The sequence below is a fragment of the Achromobacter sp. UMC46 genome (assembly GCF_014170335.1).
Classification (GTDB): domain Bacteria; phylum Pseudomonadota; class Gammaproteobacteria; order Burkholderiales; family Burkholderiaceae_B; genus Achromobacter.
In genome coordinates this window covers 144,831-165,369 of the sequence record NZ_LZZS01000038.1, presented here as the reverse complement: position 1 = coordinate 165,369, position 20,539 = coordinate 144,831, and the positions used below count along the sequence as shown (strand labels likewise).

Annotated in this window: 18 protein-coding genes; 2 read left to right on the top strand and 16 right to left on the bottom strand. The window is 66.4% G+C overall.

Annotated elements, in window-relative coordinates:
- Positions 1–2: 2 nt before the first annotated feature.
- The 10 genes from A9973_RS27980 to A9973_RS27935 all read right to left on the bottom strand — a co-directional run bounded on the left by A9973_RS27980 (position 3) and on the right by A9973_RS27935 (position 8,973).
- Entirely contained in the window at positions 3–815 is an 813-nt protein-coding gene (locus A9973_RS27980) for an ABC transporter permease (protein WP_183016868.1), read from the bottom strand.
- Entirely contained in the window at positions 812–1,624 is an 813-nt protein-coding gene (locus A9973_RS27975; RefSeq protein WP_183016867.1) for an ABC transporter ATP-binding protein, read from the bottom strand. The genes A9973_RS27980 and A9973_RS27975 overlap by 4 nt, the downstream gene beginning before the upstream one ends.
- A gap of 173 nt (positions 1,625–1,797) precedes the next feature.
- A complete protein-coding gene (locus A9973_RS27970) occupies positions 1,798–2,427 on the bottom strand; it encodes a phospholipid-binding protein MlaC (RefSeq protein ID WP_183016866.1) in 630 nt (209 codons plus the stop codon).
- Positions 2,428–2,466: 39 nt separating this feature from the next.
- A complete protein-coding gene (locus tag A9973_RS27965; protein WP_183016865.1) occupies positions 2,467–3,267 on the bottom strand; it encodes a VacJ family lipoprotein in 801 nt (266 codons plus the stop codon).
- 80 nt (positions 3,268–3,347) lie between these two features.
- The gene (mlaD, locus tag A9973_RS27960; RefSeq protein ID WP_183016864.1) at positions 3,348–3,848 is read right to left on the bottom strand and encodes an outer membrane lipid asymmetry maintenance protein MlaD; all 501 of its coding nucleotides are present in this window, start codon (positions 3,846–3,848) and stop codon (positions 3,348–3,350) included.
- A gap of 12 nt (positions 3,849–3,860) precedes the next feature.
- Entirely contained in the window at positions 3,861–4,649 is a 789-nt protein-coding gene (gene mlaE, locus A9973_RS27955; protein ID WP_183016863.1) for a lipid asymmetry maintenance ABC transporter permease subunit MlaE, read from the bottom strand.
- The gene (locus tag A9973_RS27950) at positions 4,646–5,482 is read right to left on the bottom strand and encodes an ABC transporter ATP-binding protein (protein ID WP_183016862.1); all 837 of its coding nucleotides are present in this window, start codon (positions 5,480–5,482) and stop codon (positions 4,646–4,648) included. Before A9973_RS27950 ends, mlaE begins: the two co-directional genes overlap by 4 nt.
- Before the next feature lie 187 nt (positions 5,483–5,669).
- Positions 5,670–6,731 carry a nitronate monooxygenase family protein gene (locus tag A9973_RS27945; protein WP_183016861.1) on the bottom strand — a complete coding sequence of 354 codons (1,062 nt, stop codon included), beginning with the start codon at positions 6,729–6,731 and terminating at the stop codon, positions 5,670–5,672.
- 17 nt (positions 6,732–6,748) lie between these two features.
- Positions 6,749–7,726 carry a tripartite tricarboxylate transporter substrate binding protein gene (locus tag A9973_RS27940; RefSeq protein WP_183016860.1) on the bottom strand — a complete coding sequence of 326 codons (978 nt, stop codon included), beginning with the start codon at positions 7,724–7,726 and terminating at the stop codon, positions 6,749–6,751.
- Positions 7,727–7,749: 23 nt separating this feature from the next.
- Entirely contained in the window at positions 7,750–8,973 is a 1,224-nt protein-coding gene (locus A9973_RS27935; protein ID WP_183016859.1) for a YbfB/YjiJ family MFS transporter, read from the bottom strand.
- 64 nt (positions 8,974–9,037) lie between these two features.
- On the opposite strand from A9973_RS27935, the gene A9973_RS27930 reads away from it, so the two are divergent.
- Positions 9,038–9,910 (top strand): LysR family transcriptional regulator, encoded by an 873-nt coding sequence (locus A9973_RS27930; RefSeq protein WP_183016858.1) that lies wholly within the window; start codon positions 9,038–9,040, stop codon positions 9,908–9,910.
- Between the two features lie 75 nt (positions 9,911–9,985).
- Here the strand turns inward: A9973_RS27930 and A9973_RS27925 are convergent, their stop codons facing one another.
- The 6 genes from A9973_RS27925 to A9973_RS27900 form a co-directional block, all read right to left on the bottom strand.
- On the bottom strand, positions 9,986–10,624 hold the full coding sequence (locus A9973_RS27925; RefSeq protein ID WP_183016857.1) for an OmpW family protein: 639 nt from the start codon (positions 10,622–10,624) through the stop codon (positions 9,986–9,988).
- A 135-nt stretch (positions 10,625–10,759) separates the two neighbouring features.
- Positions 10,760–11,287, bottom strand: a complete 528-nt coding sequence (locus A9973_RS27920; RefSeq protein WP_183016856.1) for a chromate transporter — start codon at positions 11,285–11,287, stop codon at positions 10,760–10,762.
- A complete protein-coding gene (locus A9973_RS27915; protein WP_183016855.1) occupies positions 11,284–11,856 on the bottom strand; it encodes a chromate transporter in 573 nt (190 codons plus the stop codon). The genes A9973_RS27920 and A9973_RS27915 overlap by 4 nt, the downstream gene beginning before the upstream one ends.
- Positions 11,857–12,004: 148 nt before the next feature.
- A complete protein-coding gene (locus A9973_RS27910; RefSeq protein WP_183016854.1) occupies positions 12,005–13,471 on the bottom strand; it encodes a glutamate synthase subunit beta in 1,467 nt (488 codons plus the stop codon).
- A gap of 8 nt (positions 13,472–13,479) precedes the next feature.
- Positions 13,480–18,219: a glutamate synthase-related protein gene (locus A9973_RS27905; RefSeq protein WP_183016853.1), complete on the bottom strand. Its 4,740-nt coding sequence runs from the start codon at positions 18,217–18,219 to the stop codon at positions 13,480–13,482.
- A gap of 420 nt (positions 18,220–18,639) precedes the next feature.
- A complete protein-coding gene (locus tag A9973_RS27900; RefSeq protein WP_183016852.1) occupies positions 18,640–19,401 on the bottom strand; it encodes a hypothetical protein in 762 nt (253 codons plus the stop codon).
- Positions 19,402–19,631: 230 nt separating this feature from the next.
- Here A9973_RS27900 and fghA point away from each other — a divergent pair, with 230 nt between their 5' ends.
- Positions 19,632–20,498 carry an S-formylglutathione hydrolase gene (gene fghA, locus A9973_RS27895; RefSeq protein WP_183016851.1) on the top strand — a complete coding sequence of 289 codons (867 nt, stop codon included), beginning with the start codon at positions 19,632–19,634 and terminating at the stop codon, positions 20,496–20,498.
- The last annotated feature ends 41 nt before the right edge of the window (positions 20,499–20,539 follow it).

Below are 20,539 nucleotides of genomic sequence, written 5' to 3'. Positions count from 1 at the left end.
CGTCAGTTCCTGAGTTTGTAGCCGCTGGCCAGAAGCCGCAGCGCGTAAAGCGATAGCGCCAGGAACACCGCCGTCACCACCGCCAGGCTGCGCCAGGGCGAGACGTCCGACACCGCGAAGAACCCGTAGCGGAATCCGTCGATGGCGTAGAAGATGGGGTTCCAGTGGGACACGCTCTGCCAGAAGGGCGGCAAGGTGTGGATGGAATAGAACACGCCGGACAGGAATGTCGCGGGCATGATCAGGAAATTCTGGAAGGCGGCCAGCTGGTCGAATTTTTCGGACCACAGGCCCGCGACCACGCCCAGCACCGCCATGATGCCGCAGGACAGCACGGCGAACACCAGCAACCACAGCGGATTGGCGGGCACCAGCGACACGAAGAACAGCGCCACGGCCCAGACGCACAGCCCCACGGCCAGACCGCGCACGACGGCCGCCAGCACGAAGGCGCCGAACATGTCGCGGTGCGACAGCGGCGGCAGCAGCATGAAGACGAGGTTGCCGGTGATGCGGCTTTGGATCAGCGACGAGGACGGGTTGGCGAACGCGTTCTGCAGCATGCTCATCATCATGAGCCCGGGGATCAGGAACGCCGTGTAGGGCACGGTGCCGTACACCATCAGGCGCCCTTCCAGCACGTGCGCGAAGACCAGCAGGTACAGCAGCGCCGTGATCACGGGGGCGGCGATGGTCTGGAAACCGACCTTCCAGAAGCGCAGCAATTCCTTGCGCAGCAGGGTCGGGAAACCGGAGCCCGCATCCAGGCGGGGCTGCACCAGCGGCTGGCTGGCGGTCGCGTTGGACGGCGTCATGACGAAATCTCTTCGGGTTGCAGGGCGGGTGCGGCGGGCTCGTCGCCCTGATGCATGATGCGCACGAATGCGTCTTCCAGGTCGACGCCGCCCACGCGGGCCATCAGGGCCTGCGTGGTGTCCAGGGCCACGATGCGGCCGCGCTTGAGCATGGCGATGCGGCCGCACAGGGCTTCCGCTTCTTCCAGGTAGTGCGTGGTCAGCATGATCGTGTGGCCGGCCTTGTTCAGGCGCGAGATGAATTCCCACAAGGTGCGGCGCAGGTCAACGTCCACGCCCGCGGTGGGTTCGTCCAGCACGATCACGGGCGGGCGGTGCACCAGCGCCTGCGCCACCAGCACGCGGCGCTTCATGCCGCCCGACAGCGCGCGCATGTTGTTGTCGGCCTTGTCGGCCAGGCCCAGGTTGAACAGGATCTCGTCGATCCAGTCGTCGTTGTTGCGCAGGCCGAAGTAGCCGGACTGGATGCGCAGGGTCTCGCGCACCGTGAAGAACGGGTCGTAGACGAGCTCTTGCGGCACCACGCCCAACGCGCGCCGTGCCGACTTGTAGTCGGCCACGACGTCGTATCCACAGACGGTGGCCCGTCCGGAGGACGCGTGCGCCAGACCTGCAAGGATAGAGATCAGGGTGGTCTTGCCCGCGCCGTTGGGGCCGAGCAGGCCGAAGAACTCGCCGTGCTCGATGTTCAGGCTGACGTTGTCCAGCGCCTGAAAGCCGGGGGCGGGCGTGCGCCCAAGCAACTTCTGCCAGCCGCGCTGGCGCGGCAAGTAGACCTTGGAGACGTTTTCTAGACAGACGGCTGACATGACGGCGGGGGAGTGCCCGGAAAGAGCGAATTGATCATTATATAAGCGCGCCGTGACGGCAAGCGCCTATGGCCCCGGGAGCCGTAGGGATGGCGGCTTCATCCGTCCCTTAAATAATCAGCCCGGCGGGCCGCAAAGGACGCGCCGGGCCGGAGGCAGCCGGAACCGTGAAATTACTGGTTGCGCTGGTTCAACGCCTTGATCAGGCCGTCGATGCCGTTCTGATTGATCTGCTGCGCGAACTGGTTGCGGTAGTTCTCGATCAGCCAGATGCCTTCGACGTTCATGTCGTAGATCTTCCAGCCTTGCGGCGTCTTTTCCAGGCGGTAGTCCACGCCGGTGGGCTGGCCGTTGGCTTGGCTGATCAAGGTGCGCACGACCACGTCGTCAGCTTTGGGGTCGCCGCGGAATGGCAGGGCCTTGACGGTGGTGCTGGGCGTGACGCGGGTCAGCGCGCCGCTGTAGGTGCGCACCAGCGTGCCGCGGAACGCCTCGGCCAAGGCCGTCTTCTGCTGTTCCGTCGCCTGGCGCCAGAAGCGGCCAGCGGCCAGGCGCGTCGTCTTCTGGAAGTTGACGTAGGGCAGGATGTGCTGGTTGACGACTTCGTTGATGCGGGTGGTATTGCCGGCTTTGACGGCGCCGTCCGCTTTCAGCACGTCGAGGGCTTCGTTGGCCGTGGCCACCACGAATTGGTCCGGGGGACCGTTGGGGTTGGGCTTGGCCTGCGCGGCACCGGCCGCGGCAAGGCCGACGAGGCCCGCGATGGCCAAGCGCTGCAACAGGGAAATAAAAGTAAATTGCATCAAAACTCCTTACTGTACCGATGAACGCAAGCGAGCAGCTTACTTGGTTGCCGGCGCGGGCACCGGAGCGCCCTTGGCGGCGGCGGGGGCATCGCCACCTTCGTCTTCGTAATTAGGCAGTGTGTCTTCGTCGTTCACGCGCTGGCCAAGCACCATGGCGTTGCGGCGTTGCAGGTAGGCGTCGCGGATGAAGCTGTACGGGTCCAGCGCGACGCGGTCGATCGTGTCGGTGGCGCTCAGCAGGCTGGCGCGCGTATCGACCAGGCGCAAGCCCCACAGCGAGTTGCGCAGGCGCACGTTGTCGATGGAGTCGACGCCCATGTAGCCGTAGGTCGTGCCGTAGTAGTCGCCGATCAGACCGGCGCCGTCGCGCACGGTGGACGAACCGAAGAACGGCAGCACCAGGTACGGGCCCTGGCCAAAGCCCCACACGCCCAGCGTCGTGCCGAAGTCGTTCGGAATCTTGCGCGCGCCGTTGGCCGAGGCGACGTCGAAGCAGCCGCCCACGCCCATCGTGGTGTTGAACAGGAACCGGCCCAGCGTGTTCACGAAGTCGTGGCCGCGGCCTTGCAGGAAGCTGTTGGTGCCGGACCAGAGGTCGCCGACGTTGCTGAAGATGTTGTGCACGCAGCTGCGCACGGGCTGCGGCGTGACAAAGGTGTAGGCCTGAGCGACCGGCTTGAAGACCGCGCGGTCGACCGTGTCGTTGAACTTGTAGACGCCCCGGTTGAAGCCTTCCCAAGGATCGCGCGGATCCGGGTTCTGCGGCGCGGCGCAGCCGGCCATCAGTGCACCCGCCGCTGCGATGGTGGCAATTCGGGTAAGTGCGTTCTTGTTCATGATCAGGACATCCCTATCAACGATTCTTATGATATTTCGACGGTGAAGCGCAGCCTGTTACGGCGTCTTTCGCATCGTCTTTAATTTGGTGCTTTCGCGGGCTCGGCTTCAGGGGCCGTCGCGCCCTGCTTTTCGGCGGAGCCATACAGGAACTGGCTGATCAGCTGCTCCAGCACGACTGCGCTTTGTGTATAGCGGATTTTTCCGCCGTCGGTAAAGTTCTCTTCCTCGCTGCCGGCCGTCAGGCCCAGGTACTGTTCGCCCAGCAAGCCGGACGTGAGGATCGACGCCGACGTGTCCTTCGGGAACTGGTAGGCCTTTTCCAGATTCACGGAGACGACCGCCTGGAAGGTCTTGTCGTCGAACGAGATGCTGGACACGCGGCCCACCACGACGCCGGCGCTTTTGACCGCCGCGCGCGGCTTGAGGCCGCCTACGTTATCGAAATTGGCCGATAGCGTATAGGTCGGAGCGAAGGAAAAGGTGCTGAGGTTGCCGGCGCGCAACGCCAGGAACACCAGCGCGACTGCGCCCAGCAGTACAAACAGGCCTACCCAGAAGTCGGTTTTTTCGCGTGACATGATCGATCCGTTTCAATTTCCAAACATCAAGGCGGTGAGCAGGAAGTCCAGCCCAAGTACCGCCAAGGAGCCCACGACCACGGTGCGCGTGGTGGCGCGGGCAACGCCTTCAGGGGTGGGCCGGGCCTGCCAGCCTTCGTAGAGCGCCACCAGCGTCACCGTGACGCCGAACACCACGCTCTTGATGACGCCGTTGGCCACGTCGTTCCAGACATCCACGCCGCTTTGCATCTGCGACCAGAACGCGCCCGAGTCCACGCCGATCATCACGACGCCGACGACCCAGCCGCCCAGGATGCCCACCATGGAGAAAACCGCCGCCAGGATGGGCATGGCGATGATGCCGCCCCACAGGCGGGGCACCAGCACGCGGCGGATCGGGTCGACGGCCATGACTTCCATGGCCGACAGTTGCTCGCCGGCCTTCATCAGGCCGATTTCGGCGGTCAGGGACGTGCCCGCGCGGCCGGCGAACAGCAGCGCCGTCACGACAGGCCCCAGCTCGCGCACCAGCGACAGGGCCACCAGCAGCCCCAGCGCCTCTTCGGAACCATAGCGGTTCAGCGTGTAATAACCTTGCAACCCCAGCACGAAGCCCACGAACATGCCGGACACGGCGATGATCAGAAGGGAATAGTTGCCGATGAAATGGACTTGCTGCGACACCAGGCGGGGGCGCGAGAACACGATGCCGCTGCGCGCCAGCATGCCGGCGAAGAACCGAGTGAAGTAGCCGATGCCGGAGACGGTGCCGCGCACCCATCCGCCCAGCGCGCTGACGGGGTTGTTGGATCCGCTCATGCTTTGCGCCCCTTCTGTTCGGAAAGCCACTTTTGGAAAGCCGGCGTTTCGGGGTACTGGAACGCGACCGGGCCGTCGGGCTCGCCTTTCAGAAATTGCTGCACGTAAGGGTCTTGCGACGCCGACAGCGTTTCCGGCGTGCCGGCCGCGGCCAGCTTGCCCTGCCCCACCAGATACACCTGGTCGGCGATGGCGAAGGATTCCTGCACGTCGTGGGTGATCAGCACCGAGGCGCACCCCAGGCGGTCGGCCAGGCTGCGGATCAGGCGGGCGGTGATGCCCAGAGAGATCGGGTCCAGGCCGGCGAAGGGTTCGTCGTAGAGGATCAGTTCGGGTTCCAGTACCACGGCGCGGGCCAGGGCGACACGGCGCGCCATGCCGCCGGAGATCTCGGCCACCTTCAGGTGCGCGGCGGCCCGCAGGCCGACGGCGTCGAGTTTGTCCAGTACGCGGTCGGTGAGGTCGGATTCGGACAGTTTTGTATGTTCGCGCAACGGGAACGCGACGTTTTCGAACACGTTCAGGTCGGTGAACAGCGCGCCCTGCTGGAACAGCACGCCCATGCGCTTGCGCAAGGCTTGCAGTTCGGCGGGAGTGGCGCGCCCGATGTCCTGGCCGAACGCCAGGACCTGGCCTTGCTGCGCGACGAGCTGGCCGGTGGCCGCGCGCAACAGCGTGGTCTTGCCCGAACCCGAGCCGCCCATGACGGCGACCACTTGGCCCGCGCGCACGTCCATGGAGATATCGCGCAAGACGGTGAAATCACCGTAGCCTAGCGCCACACCTTCCAGGCGCAGGGCGAATTCCGGGGTGCTGCTTGTTTGAGCGGGCATGGGCAACGAAAAGGGTGTTTTGCGAGGACCAAGGCGGACTCTGGCCTCCAGCGGCGAGGCGCCATTGTAGCCCGACGCTTTGTAATCACAATGCGATACGTCGCCAATGGAACAGTGTTTTCGGTTTCAGGGACAATCACCGGCCCCGGGGCAGCCGGTGCCGGGGCAGCGGGGGCCCGCCCGCTGCTCAACGGCGCGTTTGGGCCGCCAGGGTTTCCCGCGCCAGACGTTGGACCAGGTCGGCCGTGCGCTCGCGCCGGGCCAGCGGGGCGGCCTGGCCCGCCCACAGGGACAGCACGTTGATATTGCCGGCCTTGCCGCCCGCCGTGCGCATGGGGCGCGTCAGCGCGTTCTGCAGGGGGTACGGCAGGATGTCGCCGGCGATGGCGTCGGCGTCCCGCATGAAGGCGTTGGAGATGCCGCGCGCCGGGCGGCCTGAAAAAGCCCGTGTCACGCGCGACTGCTCGGACCGCGAAGCCGGCAGCACGGCCTTGTAGGCGTCGCTGATGCCGGATTCGTCCGTCGTCAGGAAAGCCGTCCCCATTTGTGCCGCGTCAGCACCCAGCGCCAGGGCGGCGGCGATGCCGCGGCCGTCCATGATGCCGCCGGAGGCGATCACCGGCACGGAAACCGCGTCCGCCACCTGCGGCACCAGCGCCATGGTGCCGATCAGCGATTGGTCGAAATCGTCCAGGAAGGTGCCGCGGTGTCCACCCGCTTCGGCCCCCTGGGCCACGACGGCGTCCACGCCGTCCTGTTCCAGCGCGACCGCCTCGCGCACGGTGGTCGCCGTGCCGACGGTCAGGATGCCCAGTTCGCGGCAGCGGGCCAGCACGTCGGCGGCAATCCGCCCGAAGGTGAAGCTGAAGACCGCCGGGCGCAGCCGCAGGATGGCGTCGATCTGCCCCGGCAGGGGGTCGGCCTGCGGCCCGGGCGCGGCGGGGGCCGGCAGGCCCAGCTGCTCGTGGTAGCGGGCCAGCAGGGCCAGCATGCGGCCGGTGTCGCCCTGCACGGGCAGGTCCGGCACCGACGCGAAGAGGTTGATGGCGAACGGCCGCGGGGTGCGGGCGCGGATGCCGGCGACCGCCGCGTCGATCTGTTCGGGGCTCATGTAGGCCGCCCCGAGCGATCCCAGCACACCCGCTTTCGACGCCTCGGACACCAGTTCCACCGTCGTCGCGCCGCCCGCCATGGGGGCCTGGATGATGGGATGGTCCAACTTCAGAAGGTCAAGCAGACGGGTGGCCATGGGAAGACTCCTAAGGGTTATTGAAGCTGGATGTTCCCAGCCTTGATGACGTGGGCCCACTTCTCGGTTTCGGTCTTGATGAAAGCCGCGAATTCCTCGGGCGTGCCGCCGCCGACCTGGCTGCCGGTATCGGCGATGGCCTTCTGCACATCCGGTTCCTTCAGGATGCGGTTGAATTCGGCGTTGAGCTTCGCGATGATCGGCGCCGGCGTGCCGGCGGGGGCGACGATGCCTTGCCAGTTGTAGGACTCGAAGCCCGGCAGGCCGGATTCGGCCATCGTGGGCACGTCGGGCAGCACGGCCAGGCGCTTGGCGGACGTGACGGCGATGGGGTGGATCTTGGCGCCCTGGATGGCCGGCAGCGCGGAATAGCCCATTTCGAACATCATCGAGATGTGGCCGCCCATCAGGTCGGTCGCCGCCAGGCTGCCGCCCTTGTACGGCACGTGCACGATGTCGATCTTGGCCTGCTCGCGGAACATCTCGCCCGACAGGTGATGCGCGCCGCCCACGCCCGACGACCCGAAGGACAGCTTGCCGGGCTGCTTCTTGGCCAGCGCGATCAGGTCGGCCAGCGTCTTGACCGGCAGCTCGTTGTTCACGCTCAGCACCAGCGGGCTGTTTTCGATCAGGATGATGGGCGCCAGGTCCTTTTGCGGGTTGTACGGCATTTCCTTCATCAAGGACGGGTTCACCGCCATCGGGGCCAGATTGCCGGTACCGATGGTGTAGCCGTCGGGCGCCGCCTTGGCGATCAGGTTGGTGCCGACCACGCCGCCGGCGCCCGCCTTGTTCTCGACCACGATCGGTTGGCCCAGCGTTTCACCCAGTTTGCGCGCCAGCAATCGCACGCGCGTGTCGGCGAAGCCGCCCGGCGCGTAGGGGACGATCATGGTGATGGGTTTGGCGGGCCAGTCGGCGGTCTGGGCCTGTGCGGCGCCGCTGAAAGCGGCCGCGGCCGCCAATGCGGCGATCAGGGGGCGCAAAGATTTCATGCTGGGTGACTCCTCTCTTTTCTTTAATGTGTGCAGCCCTGCGGGCCGCTCGCATTATGCCCAGCGCCTTTGTCTTCTGTCGTGATTTTTCCCAAGCGCCAGGCCGAAAGCGCCAGCAGCGCCGCGCCGGCCCCCAGCACCTGCGGCAGGCCCGCGCCCCAGCGCGACGCCCATGACGCCAGCAGCGGCCCCAGGATCTGTCCGGCGGCGAACGCCGCCGTCATGACGGCGGCGGCCCGGGGCGCCGCGGCGCCGGCGGCGCCCCGGGCGGTCAGCATGCCCGCCTGCGTGATCACCATGAAGGTGCCGCCCACCAGCAGCGCGGCCACGATCACGGCGGCGATGTGGTGCCAGAGCGCCACGGCCAGCATGCCCAGCGCCATCAGCGCCTGCGCGCCCTGCCAGACGCGCTTGTCGTCGCGTCCACGGGCAAGCTTGGGTACCAATAGGCAGGACACGGCCGCGGCCAGCCCGAACAAGGGCCAGGCCCACCCGAAGACCGCCGGGTCCGGGATGACCTCCTTGGCCATCGCGGGCAGGAAAGTGGCGGGAATGATGTAGCCCACGCCGAATACGCCATAGTGCAGCGCCAGGCGCGGAATGACGCGGGGCAGCCGGGCCGGTTGCGCGGCGCCGGCGGACGGCCGGCCCGAGGCGGTGGGCCGATTCAGCCCGGGCCCGGCGATGGCGGACAGGGCCAGCGTCAATCCCCCCAGGGCCAGCCACATGCCGTCGGCGCGGACGCCCCATGCCATCAGGGCCAGGCAGGCCAGCCCGGTCAGCGCGATGCCCGCGCCCACGCCGGCATACGTCACCGCGGATGCGGCGGGTTCGCGCGGATCGCCCGCCGGCACGGGCCGCCATCCGGCCACGCAGATGAAGGCGCTGGCGCTGGCGTAGCCCGCGGCAAGCCGCAACACGCACCAGAACGCGACGTCGTGGACAAGCGGCATGGCCAGCGTCAGCAGCGCCACGGCCAGCAGGCTCAGCGCCAGCTGGCCGCGGGGATGGCGCACGGGCCAGGCCACGGCGGCCAGGGCGCCCAGCAGGTAGCCCGCGTAGTTGGCCGAGGCGATCCAGCTGCCCTGCGCCAGCGACAAGCCCCCTTCCTGCGCCATCAGCGGCCAGACGGGCGTGAAGGCGAAACGGCCGATCCCCATGGCGGCAGCCAGCGCCAGCGCGGCCGGCCAGGCCAGGCTGGCGGCGCTGCGGGAATCGGGAACGGAAGGGTAAGCAGGCGTTGACATGCGTCCACTCTACGGCTGTACTAATATCTTTAATAGTGAATTATTAAGAACATAGGTTCTTGAAATGAGAAACTTGGATCTCGACGCGTTGCAGATCTTCAAGGCGGTGGCCGATCAGGGCGGCGTGGCGCGCGCGGCCCAGCATCTGAACCGGGTGCAGTCCAATGTGTCGACCCGCCTGAAGCAATTGGAGGCCTCGCTGGAGGCTCCGCTTTTCCGGCGCCAGAACCGCCGGCTGGTGCTGTCGGACCAGGGGCGCGTGCTGCTGTCGTACGCCGATCGCCTGCTGCGCTTGTCGGACGAGGCGCAGGCCGCGGTGCGTGACGGCGCGCCGCGAGGCGTGCTGCGCATCGGCACCATGGAAAGCACGGCCGCAGCCCGCCTGCCGCCGATCCTGGCGGCCTATCACGCGGCCTGGCCGCAGGTGGGGATCGAGCTGGTCACCGGGACATCCGGCGCGCTGGCGGCCAAGGTGCGCGACTACGAGATCGAGGCGGCATTCGTGGCCGAGCCGTTTCCGGCCGACGGCCTGGCGGGCATGGATGCCTTCAAAGAGGAACTCACGCTGATCTCACCGCTGGCCTGGGGCGAAATCGCCAGCGCCCGCGACCTGGGCGGCCGCACCGTCATCGCGTTCGCGGCCGGGTGTTCGTACCGGCGCATCCTGGAGTCGTGGCTGAACCACGAAGGCCTTGCGCCGGGCAGGGTGATGGAATTCGCGTCGTATCACGCCATCGTGGCGTGCGTGGCGGCAGGGTCTGGCGTGGCCATTGTGCCGCGTTCCGTGCTGGCCGTGCTGGGGGCGGAGCATTCCGTCCGCGTCAGGGCGTTGACTGGCCCGTATGCGCAAGCCCAGACCCGGCTGGTCTGGCGCGCCGATGACGACACCCCTGCGTTGCAGGCATTGCGGCAACAGCTGCAAGCGACGGGTCGATAGCGCCGGGCCAATAAGCAAAAACGGGTTGCGCGCGGCAACCCGCGCGCAACCCGTGCAGTCCTTCCAGCCAGTCGCTTAGAAGCGGTAGCCGACCCCCAGCGTCGCCACCCACGGATCGATGCGCGCGGTGCCGATGTGCTGGCCGTCCAGCTTCACCTTCGAGCGGATGTCGATGTAGCGGATGTCGGCGTTCATGAACCAGCGTTCGTTGATTTTGAAGTCCGCGCCCAACTGCGCGGCCACGCCCCAGGAATCGCCCAGCTTCAGGTCCGATCCCTTCAACGGGCCTTCGGCCTTGGTGTCGAAGAAGTGCGTGTAGTTGATGCCGACGCCGATGTAGGGCTGGATCATGCTGTCGGGCAGGATGTGCCATTGCAGGCTGAGCGTGGGCGGCAATTGCTTGCTGGAGCCGATCTTGCCCAGGCCGCTGCCGCTGACGTCGTGTTCGAACGGCCAGGCGCCCAGCAGTTCGATGCCGATGTTGCGCGTCACCATGTAGCCCAGCGTGAAGCTCGGGCGCACGTTGTTGTTGACGTCGAGCTTGACGCTGCCGTCCAGCACCGTGCCGTTGTCGGACGACGGACGGACCTGCGTCACGCCCACGCGGAACAGCACGTCGCCTGCCTCATGGGCATGCGCGGGAGCGGCGAGTGCGCCGGCGGCGATCAGCCCGGCGATGGCGGTGGCGCGGAAACGCCCGTTCAGCGAAAACATTTTTTCTTCTCCGATCTTTCCATGAGGGTGAGACCACAGGTTCTCAAACCTGGCCCAGGGGCAGATTGATATGTGTCAAACCGTGAAAAGATGGAGCGCGCCCGTGGCAGACAGGCAACAAGAATCGGATGGATCCTACGCAAGCGCGGCCAAAAACACCACCGCGCCCAGGCCCAGCATGAGGAACGGGCTGACGCGCGTGTAGACCAGCGCGGCGGTCGACAGGGCCGCCACGCCCCAGGCCCACGCCCCGCCTTCGGCCGCGCGCAGCAGGGTGCAGGACGACGCCAGGATCATGCCCGCCGCCACCGGCACCAGGCCCGCTTCGATCGCGCGGATGCAGACCGTGCGCCGGTATCGCGCCCACACGCGCGCCAACGCGTAGATCAGCAGCGAGCACGGCAGGAAGATCGCGATCGATGCGGCGATGGCGCCGGCCCAGCCGCCCACATGCCAACCGATTAGCGTCACCAGCAGCGACGCCGGGCCCGGCGTGATGCGCGACAGCGCGAAGTAGTCCAGGAACTGCGCGTCGTTGATCCAGCCATAGCTGTCCACCGCCTGGCGATGGATGTCGGGCAGGATGCTCTGGCCGCCGCCGACGGTCAGGAACGACAGCGGCGTGAACACCGCGAACAGGTCGTGAAGTGTCTCCAGGTTCATTTCCGGGACTCCTGCCGGCGGATGCGTGTGTAGGCGATGAAGATCGACAGCGGCGCCATCACGCCCACCACCCACAGCAGCGGCAGGCGCAGCAGGAAGATGGCGGCGAAGGTGCACGCCATGATCGCGGCGGGCACGCGGCCGATCAAGGCCCGCCGCGCCGCGCGCAGGCCCGTCTGCAGCGATACGCCTACCGCGGCGGCCGCCACGCCGGCCATCGCCACGTGCAGGCCGTGCGACTGCGCCATGCTGGCGAACAGCGCCGCCAGCGCGATCGCCACCAGCATCGGCGGCACGGTGATGCCCAGGCCGCCCAACAACGCGCCGGGCCCGCCGCGCAGCCGGAAGCCGATCCAGATGGCCAGGTTCACCACGTTCACGCCGGGAAAGGACTGCGCAAGCGCCAGCCCTGACAGGAAATCGGACTCGGACATCCAGCGCCGCTGCTGCACGAATTCACGCATCATCCAGCCGCTCAGGCCGCCGCCGAAACTCGTCAGGCCGACTTTGGTGAAGGCCAGGAAGATCTGCGGCAAGGAGGGGGGAGCAAGGGGCGCGTCGGCGGACATGGCGGAAACTTAAAGGAGGTGATGGCGCATCGGAAGGAAGCGATGCCGCATCTTACGGAAACGAGAATGTCGTCTGCCTGAAAGCATTCGCCGCCTTGGCGCGGTGGGCGCGAAGGCGGCGAACGGGTATTGCCGGGTCGAAAAAGGATCAGCGCGGCAGTTCGCTTGCGCCCATCAGGTAGGCGTCCACCGATCGCGCGCACTGGCGGCCTTCGCGGATGGCCCAGACCACCAGCGACTGGCCCCGGCGCATGTCGCCCGCGGCAAACACCTTCTCCACGTTGGTGCGGTAGTCGTCCGTGTTGGCGCGCACGTTGCCGCGCGCGTCGCGGTCCACGCCGAACGCGTCCAGCACCGTCTGCACGGGCGCCACGAAGCCCATGGCCAGCAGAATCAGGTCAGCCTTGATCTCGAATTCCGAGCCTTCGACTTCGCGCATCTTCATCTGGCCGGTGGCGTCGTCCTTGAACCACTCGACGCGGGCGCCGACCAGTTTCTCGACCTTTCCGTTGCTGCCCTTGAACAGCTTGGTGGTCACGGACCAGTCGCGCTCGCAGCCTTCTTCGTGGGACGACGACGTGCGCATCTTCAACGGCCAGTACGGCCACGTCATGGTCTTGTTTTCGGACTCGGGCGGCTGGGGCATCAGTTCGAACTGCGTGACCGAGGCCGCGCCGTGGCGGTTGCTGGTGCCCACGCAATCGGAACCCGTGTCGCCGCCGCCGATGACGACCACGTGCTTGCCCTTGGCAAGCGTCTGGTCGGTCAGGCGGTCGCCAGCGACCGCCTTGTTCTGCTGGCGCAGGAAGTCCATGGCGTAGTACACGCCCGACAGCTCGCGGCCCGGCACGGGCAGGTCGCGCGGGGTCTCGGAGCCGCCGGTCATGACGATCGCGTCGAATTCCGCCTTCAGCGAATCCGGCGTGCGCACGGTCAGGCCGTCGGCTACCGGGTCCTTCGGGTTGCCGATGTAGGTCGACGGCGCGAATTCCACGCCCTCGGCTTCCATCTGCGAGATGCGGCGGTCGATCTGGTGCTTTTCCAGCTTGAAGTCGGGGATGCCGTAGCGCAGCAGGCCGCCGATGCGGTCGCTCTTTTCGAACAGCGTCACGGAGTGGCCGGCGCGCGCCAGCTGCTGCGCGCACGCCATGCCGGCGGGGCCGGAGCCCACGACCGCGACCTTCTTGCCCGTCTTTTTGGCCGGCACCAGCGGCGCGACCCAGCCTTCGGCCCAACCCTTGTCGATGATCGCGTGCTCGATGGACTTGATGCCGACAGCGTCGCTGTTGATGTTCAAGGTACAGGCAGCTTCACACGGCGCCGGGCAGATGCGGCCGGTGAATTCGGGGAAGTTGTTGGTGGAGTGCAGCACGTCCAGCGCGCGGCGCCAGTCCTGCTTGTACACCAGGTCATTCCAGTCGGGGATGATGTTGTTGACCGGGCAGCCGTTGTTGCAGAACGGGATGCCGCAGTCCATGCAGCGCGCGGCTTGCTGCTTGGCCTGGTCGTCGGTCAGGTGCAGCACGAATTCGCGCCAGTTCTTCAGCCGCTTCTGTGGGGCCTCGGAGGCCTCCTGCAGACGCTGAAATTCCATAAAGCCGGTAATCTTTCCCATGGTATCCCTCACGCAGCCAGTTGTTGCTGATTGGCTGCACGCCACATTTCACCCAATGCGCGACGGTAGTCCGTCGGCATGATCTTTACGAATTTGCCGCGCGAGGCTTCCCAGTCGCCCAGGATCTCGCGGGCGCGGTAGCTGCCGGTGTAGCGGAAGTGGTCTTCCACCAGGCGGCGCAGGATGGTTTCATCCGTCTCGCGTTCGCCACCGCGCTGCGCGCTGTGCCAGATGTCGATATTGTTCAGCGCCTGCTGTTCCGCATGCGGCACCACGCCTTCCAGTTCCACCATGGACAGGTTGACGCGGTGCTTGAGCGTGCGTTCCGGATCCCAGACGTAAGCCACGCCGCCCGACATGCCGGCCGCGAAGTTGCGGCCCGTGGCGCCCAGCACCACGACCGTGCCGCCCGTCATGTATTCGCAGCCGTGGTCGCCCGTGCCTTCCACCACCGTCGCGGCGCCCGAATTGCGCACCGCGAAGCGTTCGCCGGCCACGCCGTTGAAGAACGCCTCGCCTGCCAGCGCGCCGTACAGCACGGTGTTGCCGGCGATGATGTGGTCGGGGCCGAAGCCGCGGAAGTCGTTGGGCGAGCGCACGATGATGCGGCCGCCGGACAAGCCCTTGCCCACGTAGTCGTTGCCTTCGCCCACCAGATCCATCGTGATCCCGTGCGCCAGGAACGCGCCGAAGCTCTGGCCGGCGGTGCCGTTGCACTGGATGTGGATGGTGTCGTCCGGCAGGCCGTCGTGGCCGTAGCGCGAGGCCACGGCGCCCGACAGCATGGCGCCGATCGTGCGGTTGCGGTTGCGCACCGGCACGATGAAGGACACCTTTTCGCCGCGTTCCAGCGCGGGGCGGCTGCGGTCGATCAACTGGTGGTCCAGCGCGCCGGCCAGGCCGTGGTCCTGCTCTTCGGTCTGGCGCACGTCGGCATCCGACTGCGTTTGATGGAACACGCGGGCAAAGTCCAGCCCTTGCGCCTTCCAGTGCTCGACGCCCGAACGCATGTCCAGCAGATCGGCGCGGCCGATCAGGTCGTCGAACTTGCGGATGCCCAGCTGGGCCATGATTTCGCGCACTTCCTCGGCGATGAAGAAGAAGAAGTTCACGACGTGCTCGGGTTTGCCCTGGAATTTCTTGCGCAGGACCGGGTCTTGCGTGGCCACGCCCACCGGGCAGGTGTTCAGGTGGCACTTGCGCATCATGATGCAGCCTTCCACGACCAGCGGCGCCGTGGCGAAGCCGAACTCGTCGGCGCCCAGCAGCGCGCCGATGACGACGTCGCGGCCGGTCTTCATCTGGCCGTCGGCCTGCACGCGGATGCGGCTGCGCAGGCGGTTCAGCACCAGCGTCTGTTGCGTTTCGGCCAGGCCCAGTTCCCACGGCGTGCCCACGTGCTTGATGGACGACACCGGGGACGCGCCCGTGCCGCCGTCATGGCCGGCGATCACGACGTGGTCGGCCTTGGCCTTGGCGACGCCGGCGGCGACCGTGCCCACGCCCACTTCGGACACGAGCTTGACCGACACGGATGCCTTGGAATTCACGTTCTTCAGATCGTGGATCAGCTGGGCCAAGTCTTCGATCGAATAGATGTCATGGTGCGGCGGGGGCGAAATCAGGCCCACGCCCGGCACCGAGTAGCGCAGCTTGGCGATGTATTCCGACACCTTGTGGCCGGGCAGTTGGCCGCCTTCGCCGGGCTTGGCGCCCTGCGCCATCTTGATCTGGATCTGGTCGGCAGACGACAGGTACTCGGCGGTCACGCCGAAACGGCCCGACGCCACCTGCTTGATCTTCGAGCGCAGCGAGTCGCCCTTCTTCAGCACGACGTCCGCTTCGATGCGGTCCGAGCCCAGCAGCGAGGCCAGCGTGTCGCCGTCCTTGATGGTGCTTTTGCCTTCGCGCATTTCGGCGCGGTAGCGCAGTTCGTCTTCGCCGCCTTCGCCGGTGTTGGACTTGCCGCCGATGCGGTTCATGGCCACGGCCAGCACCGAGTGCGCCTCGGTCGAGATCGACCCCAGCGACATGGCGCCGGTGGCGAAGCGCTTGACGATGTCCTTGGCCGATTCGACGTCGTCCAGCGGGATGGCGCGCGACGGGTCGAAGCGGAACTCGAACAGGCCGCGCAGGGTCATGTGGCGACGGCTCTGGTCGTTGATGATCTGCGCGTATTCCTTATACGTGCGGTAGTTGTTGGCGCGCGAGGCGTGTTGCAGCTTGGCGATGGAATCCGGCGTCCACATATGCTCTTCGCCGCGGACGCGGTAGGCGTATTCGCCGCCGGCGTCCAGGTCGTTGGCCAGCACCGGGTCGGTGCTGAAGGCCGCGCGATGCTGGCGCAGCGCTTCTTCGGCCACCTGGAAGATGCCGATGCCTTCGATGTTGGACGAGGTGCCGGTGAAGTACTTGTTCACCAGGCCGCTCTGCAGGCCCACGGCTTCGAAGATCTGCGCGCCGGTGTAGGACATGTAGGTCGAGATGCCCATCTTGGACATGACTTTGTTCAAGCCCTTGCCGATGGCCTTGATGAAGTTCTTCACGGCCTTTTCGGGGTCATTCAGCTTGCCCAGCGATTCCAGCGCCAGGTAGGGGTGAATGGCTTCGGCGCCGTAGCCGCCCAGCAGCGCGAAGTGGTGCACTTCGCGGGCCGAGCCGGTTTCCACGACCAGGCCGGTGTTGGTGCGCAGGCCGGCCCGGATCAAGTGTTGGTGGACGGCGGAGGTCGCCAGCAGCGCGGGGATGGCCACGCGTTCGCTGTCGACCAGGCGGTCCGACACGATCAGGATGTTGTAGCCGCTTTGCACCGCATCGACGGCGCGCGCGCACAGCGCGGCCACGCGGGCTTCGATGCCCTCGGGGCCCCAGGCGGCGGGGTACGTGATGTCGAGCTCGAAGCTGCGGAATTTCTTGCCGGTGACCTGCTCGATGTCGCGGATCTGCGCCATGGCGGCGAAATCCAGCACCGGCTGGGACACTTCCAGGCGCAGCGGCGGGTTGACGTTGTTGATGTCAAGCAGGTTGGGCTTGGGGCCGATGAACGACACCAGCGACATCACCAGCTGTTCGCGGATGGGGTCGATGGGCGGGTTCGTGACCTGCGCGAACAGTTGGCGGAAGTAGTTGTAGAACGGCTTGGCGCGGTCCGACAGTACGGCCAGCGGGGCATCGTTGCCCATCGAGCCGATGACTTCTTCGCCGGTCGAGGCCATGGGTTCCAGGATGAACTTGTAGTCTTCCTGGGTCCAGCCGAAGGCCTGCTGACGGTCCAGCAGCGACACGGACGACTGCGTGGCGACGGCGACCTGGCGTGGGGCCGGCAGCGATTCCAGCTTGATCTGCAGGCGTTCGATCCACTGGCGGTACGGGCGGCTGTTGGCCAGCTGCAGCTTGATTTCGGCGTCGTCGATGATGCGGCCCTGTTCCAGGTCGATCAGGAACATCTTGCCCGGCTGCAGGCGCCACTTCTTGACGATGCGGTTTTCGGGGATCGACAGCGTGCCGGCTTCGGACGCCAGGATGACCATATCGTCGTCGGTCACCAGGTAGCGGGCGGGACGCAGGCCGTTGCGGTCCAGCGTGGCGCCGATCTGGCGGCCATCGGTGAACGCGACGGCGGCGGGGCCGTCCCACGGCTCCATCATGGCGGCGTGGTATTCATAGAAGGCGCGGCGGGACTCGTCCATCTGCGTGTGCTGTTCCCAGGCTTCCGGGATCATCATCATCATGGCGTGGGCCAGCGAGTAGCCCGAGTTCACCAGCAGTTCCAGGCAGTTGTCGAACGTGGCGGTGTCGGACTGGCCTTCGTAGACGATCGGGTACAGCTTCTTCAGGTCGTCGCCCAGCACGGCCGACTGCATCATGCCTTCACGGGCGCGCAGCCAGTTGAAGTTGCCCTTGACCGTATTGATTTCGCCGTTGTGGGCGATCATGCGGTACGGGTGGGCCAGCGGCCAGGCGGGGAACGTGTTGGTCGAGAAGCGCTGGTGCACCAGCGCCAGCGCGGACACGGCGCGGGTGTCGGCCAGGTCGCGGTAGTAGCGGCCGACCTGATCGGCCAGCAACAGGCCCTTGTAGACCACGGTGCGCACCGACGCCGACGGCACGAAGTATTCCTTGCCATGGGCCAGATGCATGTTCTGGATGGCGTGGCTGGCCGTCTTGCGGATCACGTACAGCTTGCGTTCCAGCGCGTCCGGCACCATCACGTCGGCGCCGCGGCCGATGAACAGCTGGCGGATCACGGGCTCGCATTCGCGCACGGTGGGCGACATCGGCATGTCGACGTCCACCGGCACGTTGCGCCAGCCCAGGACGACCTGGCCCTCGGCGCGCACGGAACGTTCCAGTTCTTGTTCGCACGCCAGGCGCGAGGCGGTTTCCTTGGGCAGGAACACCATGGCCACGCCGTACTCGCCGGGAGGCGGCAGGACGATGCCTTGCTGGCCCAGCTCGTCGCGGTAGAGCGTGTCGGGGATCTGGATCAGGATGCCCGCGCCGTCGCCCATCAGCTTGTCGGCGCCGACCGCGCCGCGGTGGTCCAGGTTTTCAAGGATCTTCAGACCTTGCTGGATGATCGCGTGGCTTTTCTTGCCCTTGATGTGCGCAACAAAGCCGACGCCGCAGGCGTCATGCTCGTTCTTGGGGTGGTACAGGCCCTGGGCCGCCGGCAGACCGATGCGGCTGGCATCGATAGGGGTCGCCTTGGGGGTGGGACAGGATTCGATCGGGGTAATTTGGGGCATGGCGCGCTCCGCAGTGGGCCTGCGTCGTAATGTTGCAGTGCAGGAGACGGACAATACCCCCGCTGCAAGTAGGGTGCAACAGGAACAATAGGGGTATGACCCTACTTATATTAATGCTCCATCATAGGGCATAAATATAGGGACATAACAACAGCCGCACCGTTATTGGCTTGCCGTGGAGAGGGGTTTAGACCGGTTACGGCGGGCTTGGTGGAATTGCCAATTTTCGCATTATGCGTCCCTAATTAAATGGACATTTCCAACCAAAAGACGGCGCGGTGATGTGGCGAAAAATGCACACGGACGCGCGCTCGACAGCATGCCAACAGAAGAACGCCCAAAACGAGGCCACCCAAAAGGGAGGCCACTCAAAAGGGAGGCCACCCAAAAGAAAACCCGCCATGCAGGCGGGTCGGAGTTTCAGGAGCTGGTCGTCGTAGGCGGTGACGAGGACGGGGCCGGAGAACTGGATTCGGCATCCGCCGGCGGAGCCGGCTTCTTGCGCGGACGGCCGCGCTGGCCGGGGGCGACTCGCCGGCTGGCGGTATGGGCCAGGCTGGCGATAAAGCTGGCGCCGCCCAGCGCCCATTGGCCCGAGACGGCCTGGTCGATGCGCTGCGTTTCCTCGCGCGACAGGCCGTCTTGCAAGCGCTTGCGGTAGTTGGCCTGGCGGTCGAACGGCGTATTGCCGCACGCCCAGTAGTCGGCGTGGTCGGATTGCCACTGCGCGGGCGCCGCCGTCGTGTTGCCGGTATGGCTGGCCGCGGACGACCAAGGCCAGGAATCGGGGTCTTGCGACGCGCCGCTGCGCACCGGGTAGGTTTCCAGCCAGACCAGTGCCGGCAGCACCCAGGCGCCGGGTTCCAGCAGGGCCGACCGGTACCGGCCCGCGAACACGCGGCCGCCACGCAGGCGCGCCGCCAGGTTGCGGCCCAGCGTCTGCATCAGCCTGGGCAGGCCTTCTTCGTCGGCCGGGGTGGCCAGCAAAAGGATGCGGTCGTTGGCAAGCAGCCAGCCATGAACCGACACCCGATGGCGTTGGGCGGATTCGCCCAGCCACGTGGCCAGTTGGTTCAGGATATCGGCGGGCGCTGGCTGCGATGGCGCGGCCAGCGGCGAAATGAAGTTGGCCTGCACCAGTTGGGGCAGCCCAGGGGCGTACAGACGGGGCAGACGGGCCATAGTGTCAGGGCTTGCGTATCTGGAAGAACGGGTTGTCTTCGCTCACGGTATATAAATAGTGCCACGGTGGGCGCTGGTCAAGTCCCGTGATCACAATATGGGCACGGAATCTCTTTTTTTTTGCCGCCGGGCCCGTATGAAGCGCAGGTTAACATTCGGCGACGGAACGTCGTACCGTGGATATACCCTAACCCGTCGACGTTTTTTTCACCCCTGACCGGAGAAAATCCATGCCTGTGGCCTTGGAGCTCATTTCCCAGCATCGCTGCTTTGGCGGTACGCAGCGCTACTACCGCCATGAGTCCGAGGCGATCGGCCTGCCCATGCGTTTTTCGGTCTACGTGCCGCCGCAGGCGGAACACGGGCCGGTGCCGGTGCTGTTCTATCTGGCGGGGCTGACCTGCACCGAAGAGACCTTCATGATCAAGGCGGGCGCCCAGCGCCTGGCGGCCGAGCTGGGCGTGATGCTTGTCGCCCCGGACACCAGCCCGCGGGGCGCCAATGCGCCCGGCGAGGACGAAAGCTGGGACCTGGGCACGGGCGCCGGCTTCTATGTGGATGCCACCACCCCGGCCTGGCGCGGCCACTACCGCATGTACAGCTATGTTGCCGACGAACTCTTCGCGATCGTCACGGGCGACGCCCTGCCCGGCGACGCATCGCGCACGGGCATTTTCGGCCATTCCATGGGCGGCCACGGCGCCCTGGTGCTGGCGCTGCGCAATCCGGGCAAGTTCCGTTCGGTGTCGGCTTTCGCGCCCATTGCCGCGCCCAGCCAATGCCCCTGGGGCAAGAAGGCGTTCGGCGCCTACCTGGGCGACAACGTCCTGGACTGGGCCGCTTACGACGCGTCGGCGCTGATGCGCAGCCTGCAGCAGCCCTTCCCGGCCGGCATCCTGATCGACCAAGGCGAATCAGACCAATTCCTGGCTGAACAGTTGTATCCCGACGTGTTCGAGGCCGCCTGCGCCGACGCCGGCCAGCCGCTGACGCTGCGCCGCCAGGCCGGCTACGACCACGGCTACTACTTCATCTCGACCTTCATCGAAGATCACATCCGGTTTCACGTCGAACGGCTTGGAAAGCCGGCTGTCTGAAAACGCGCTTCTATACTGGGAAGCCTGCCGCGGCATGCTCG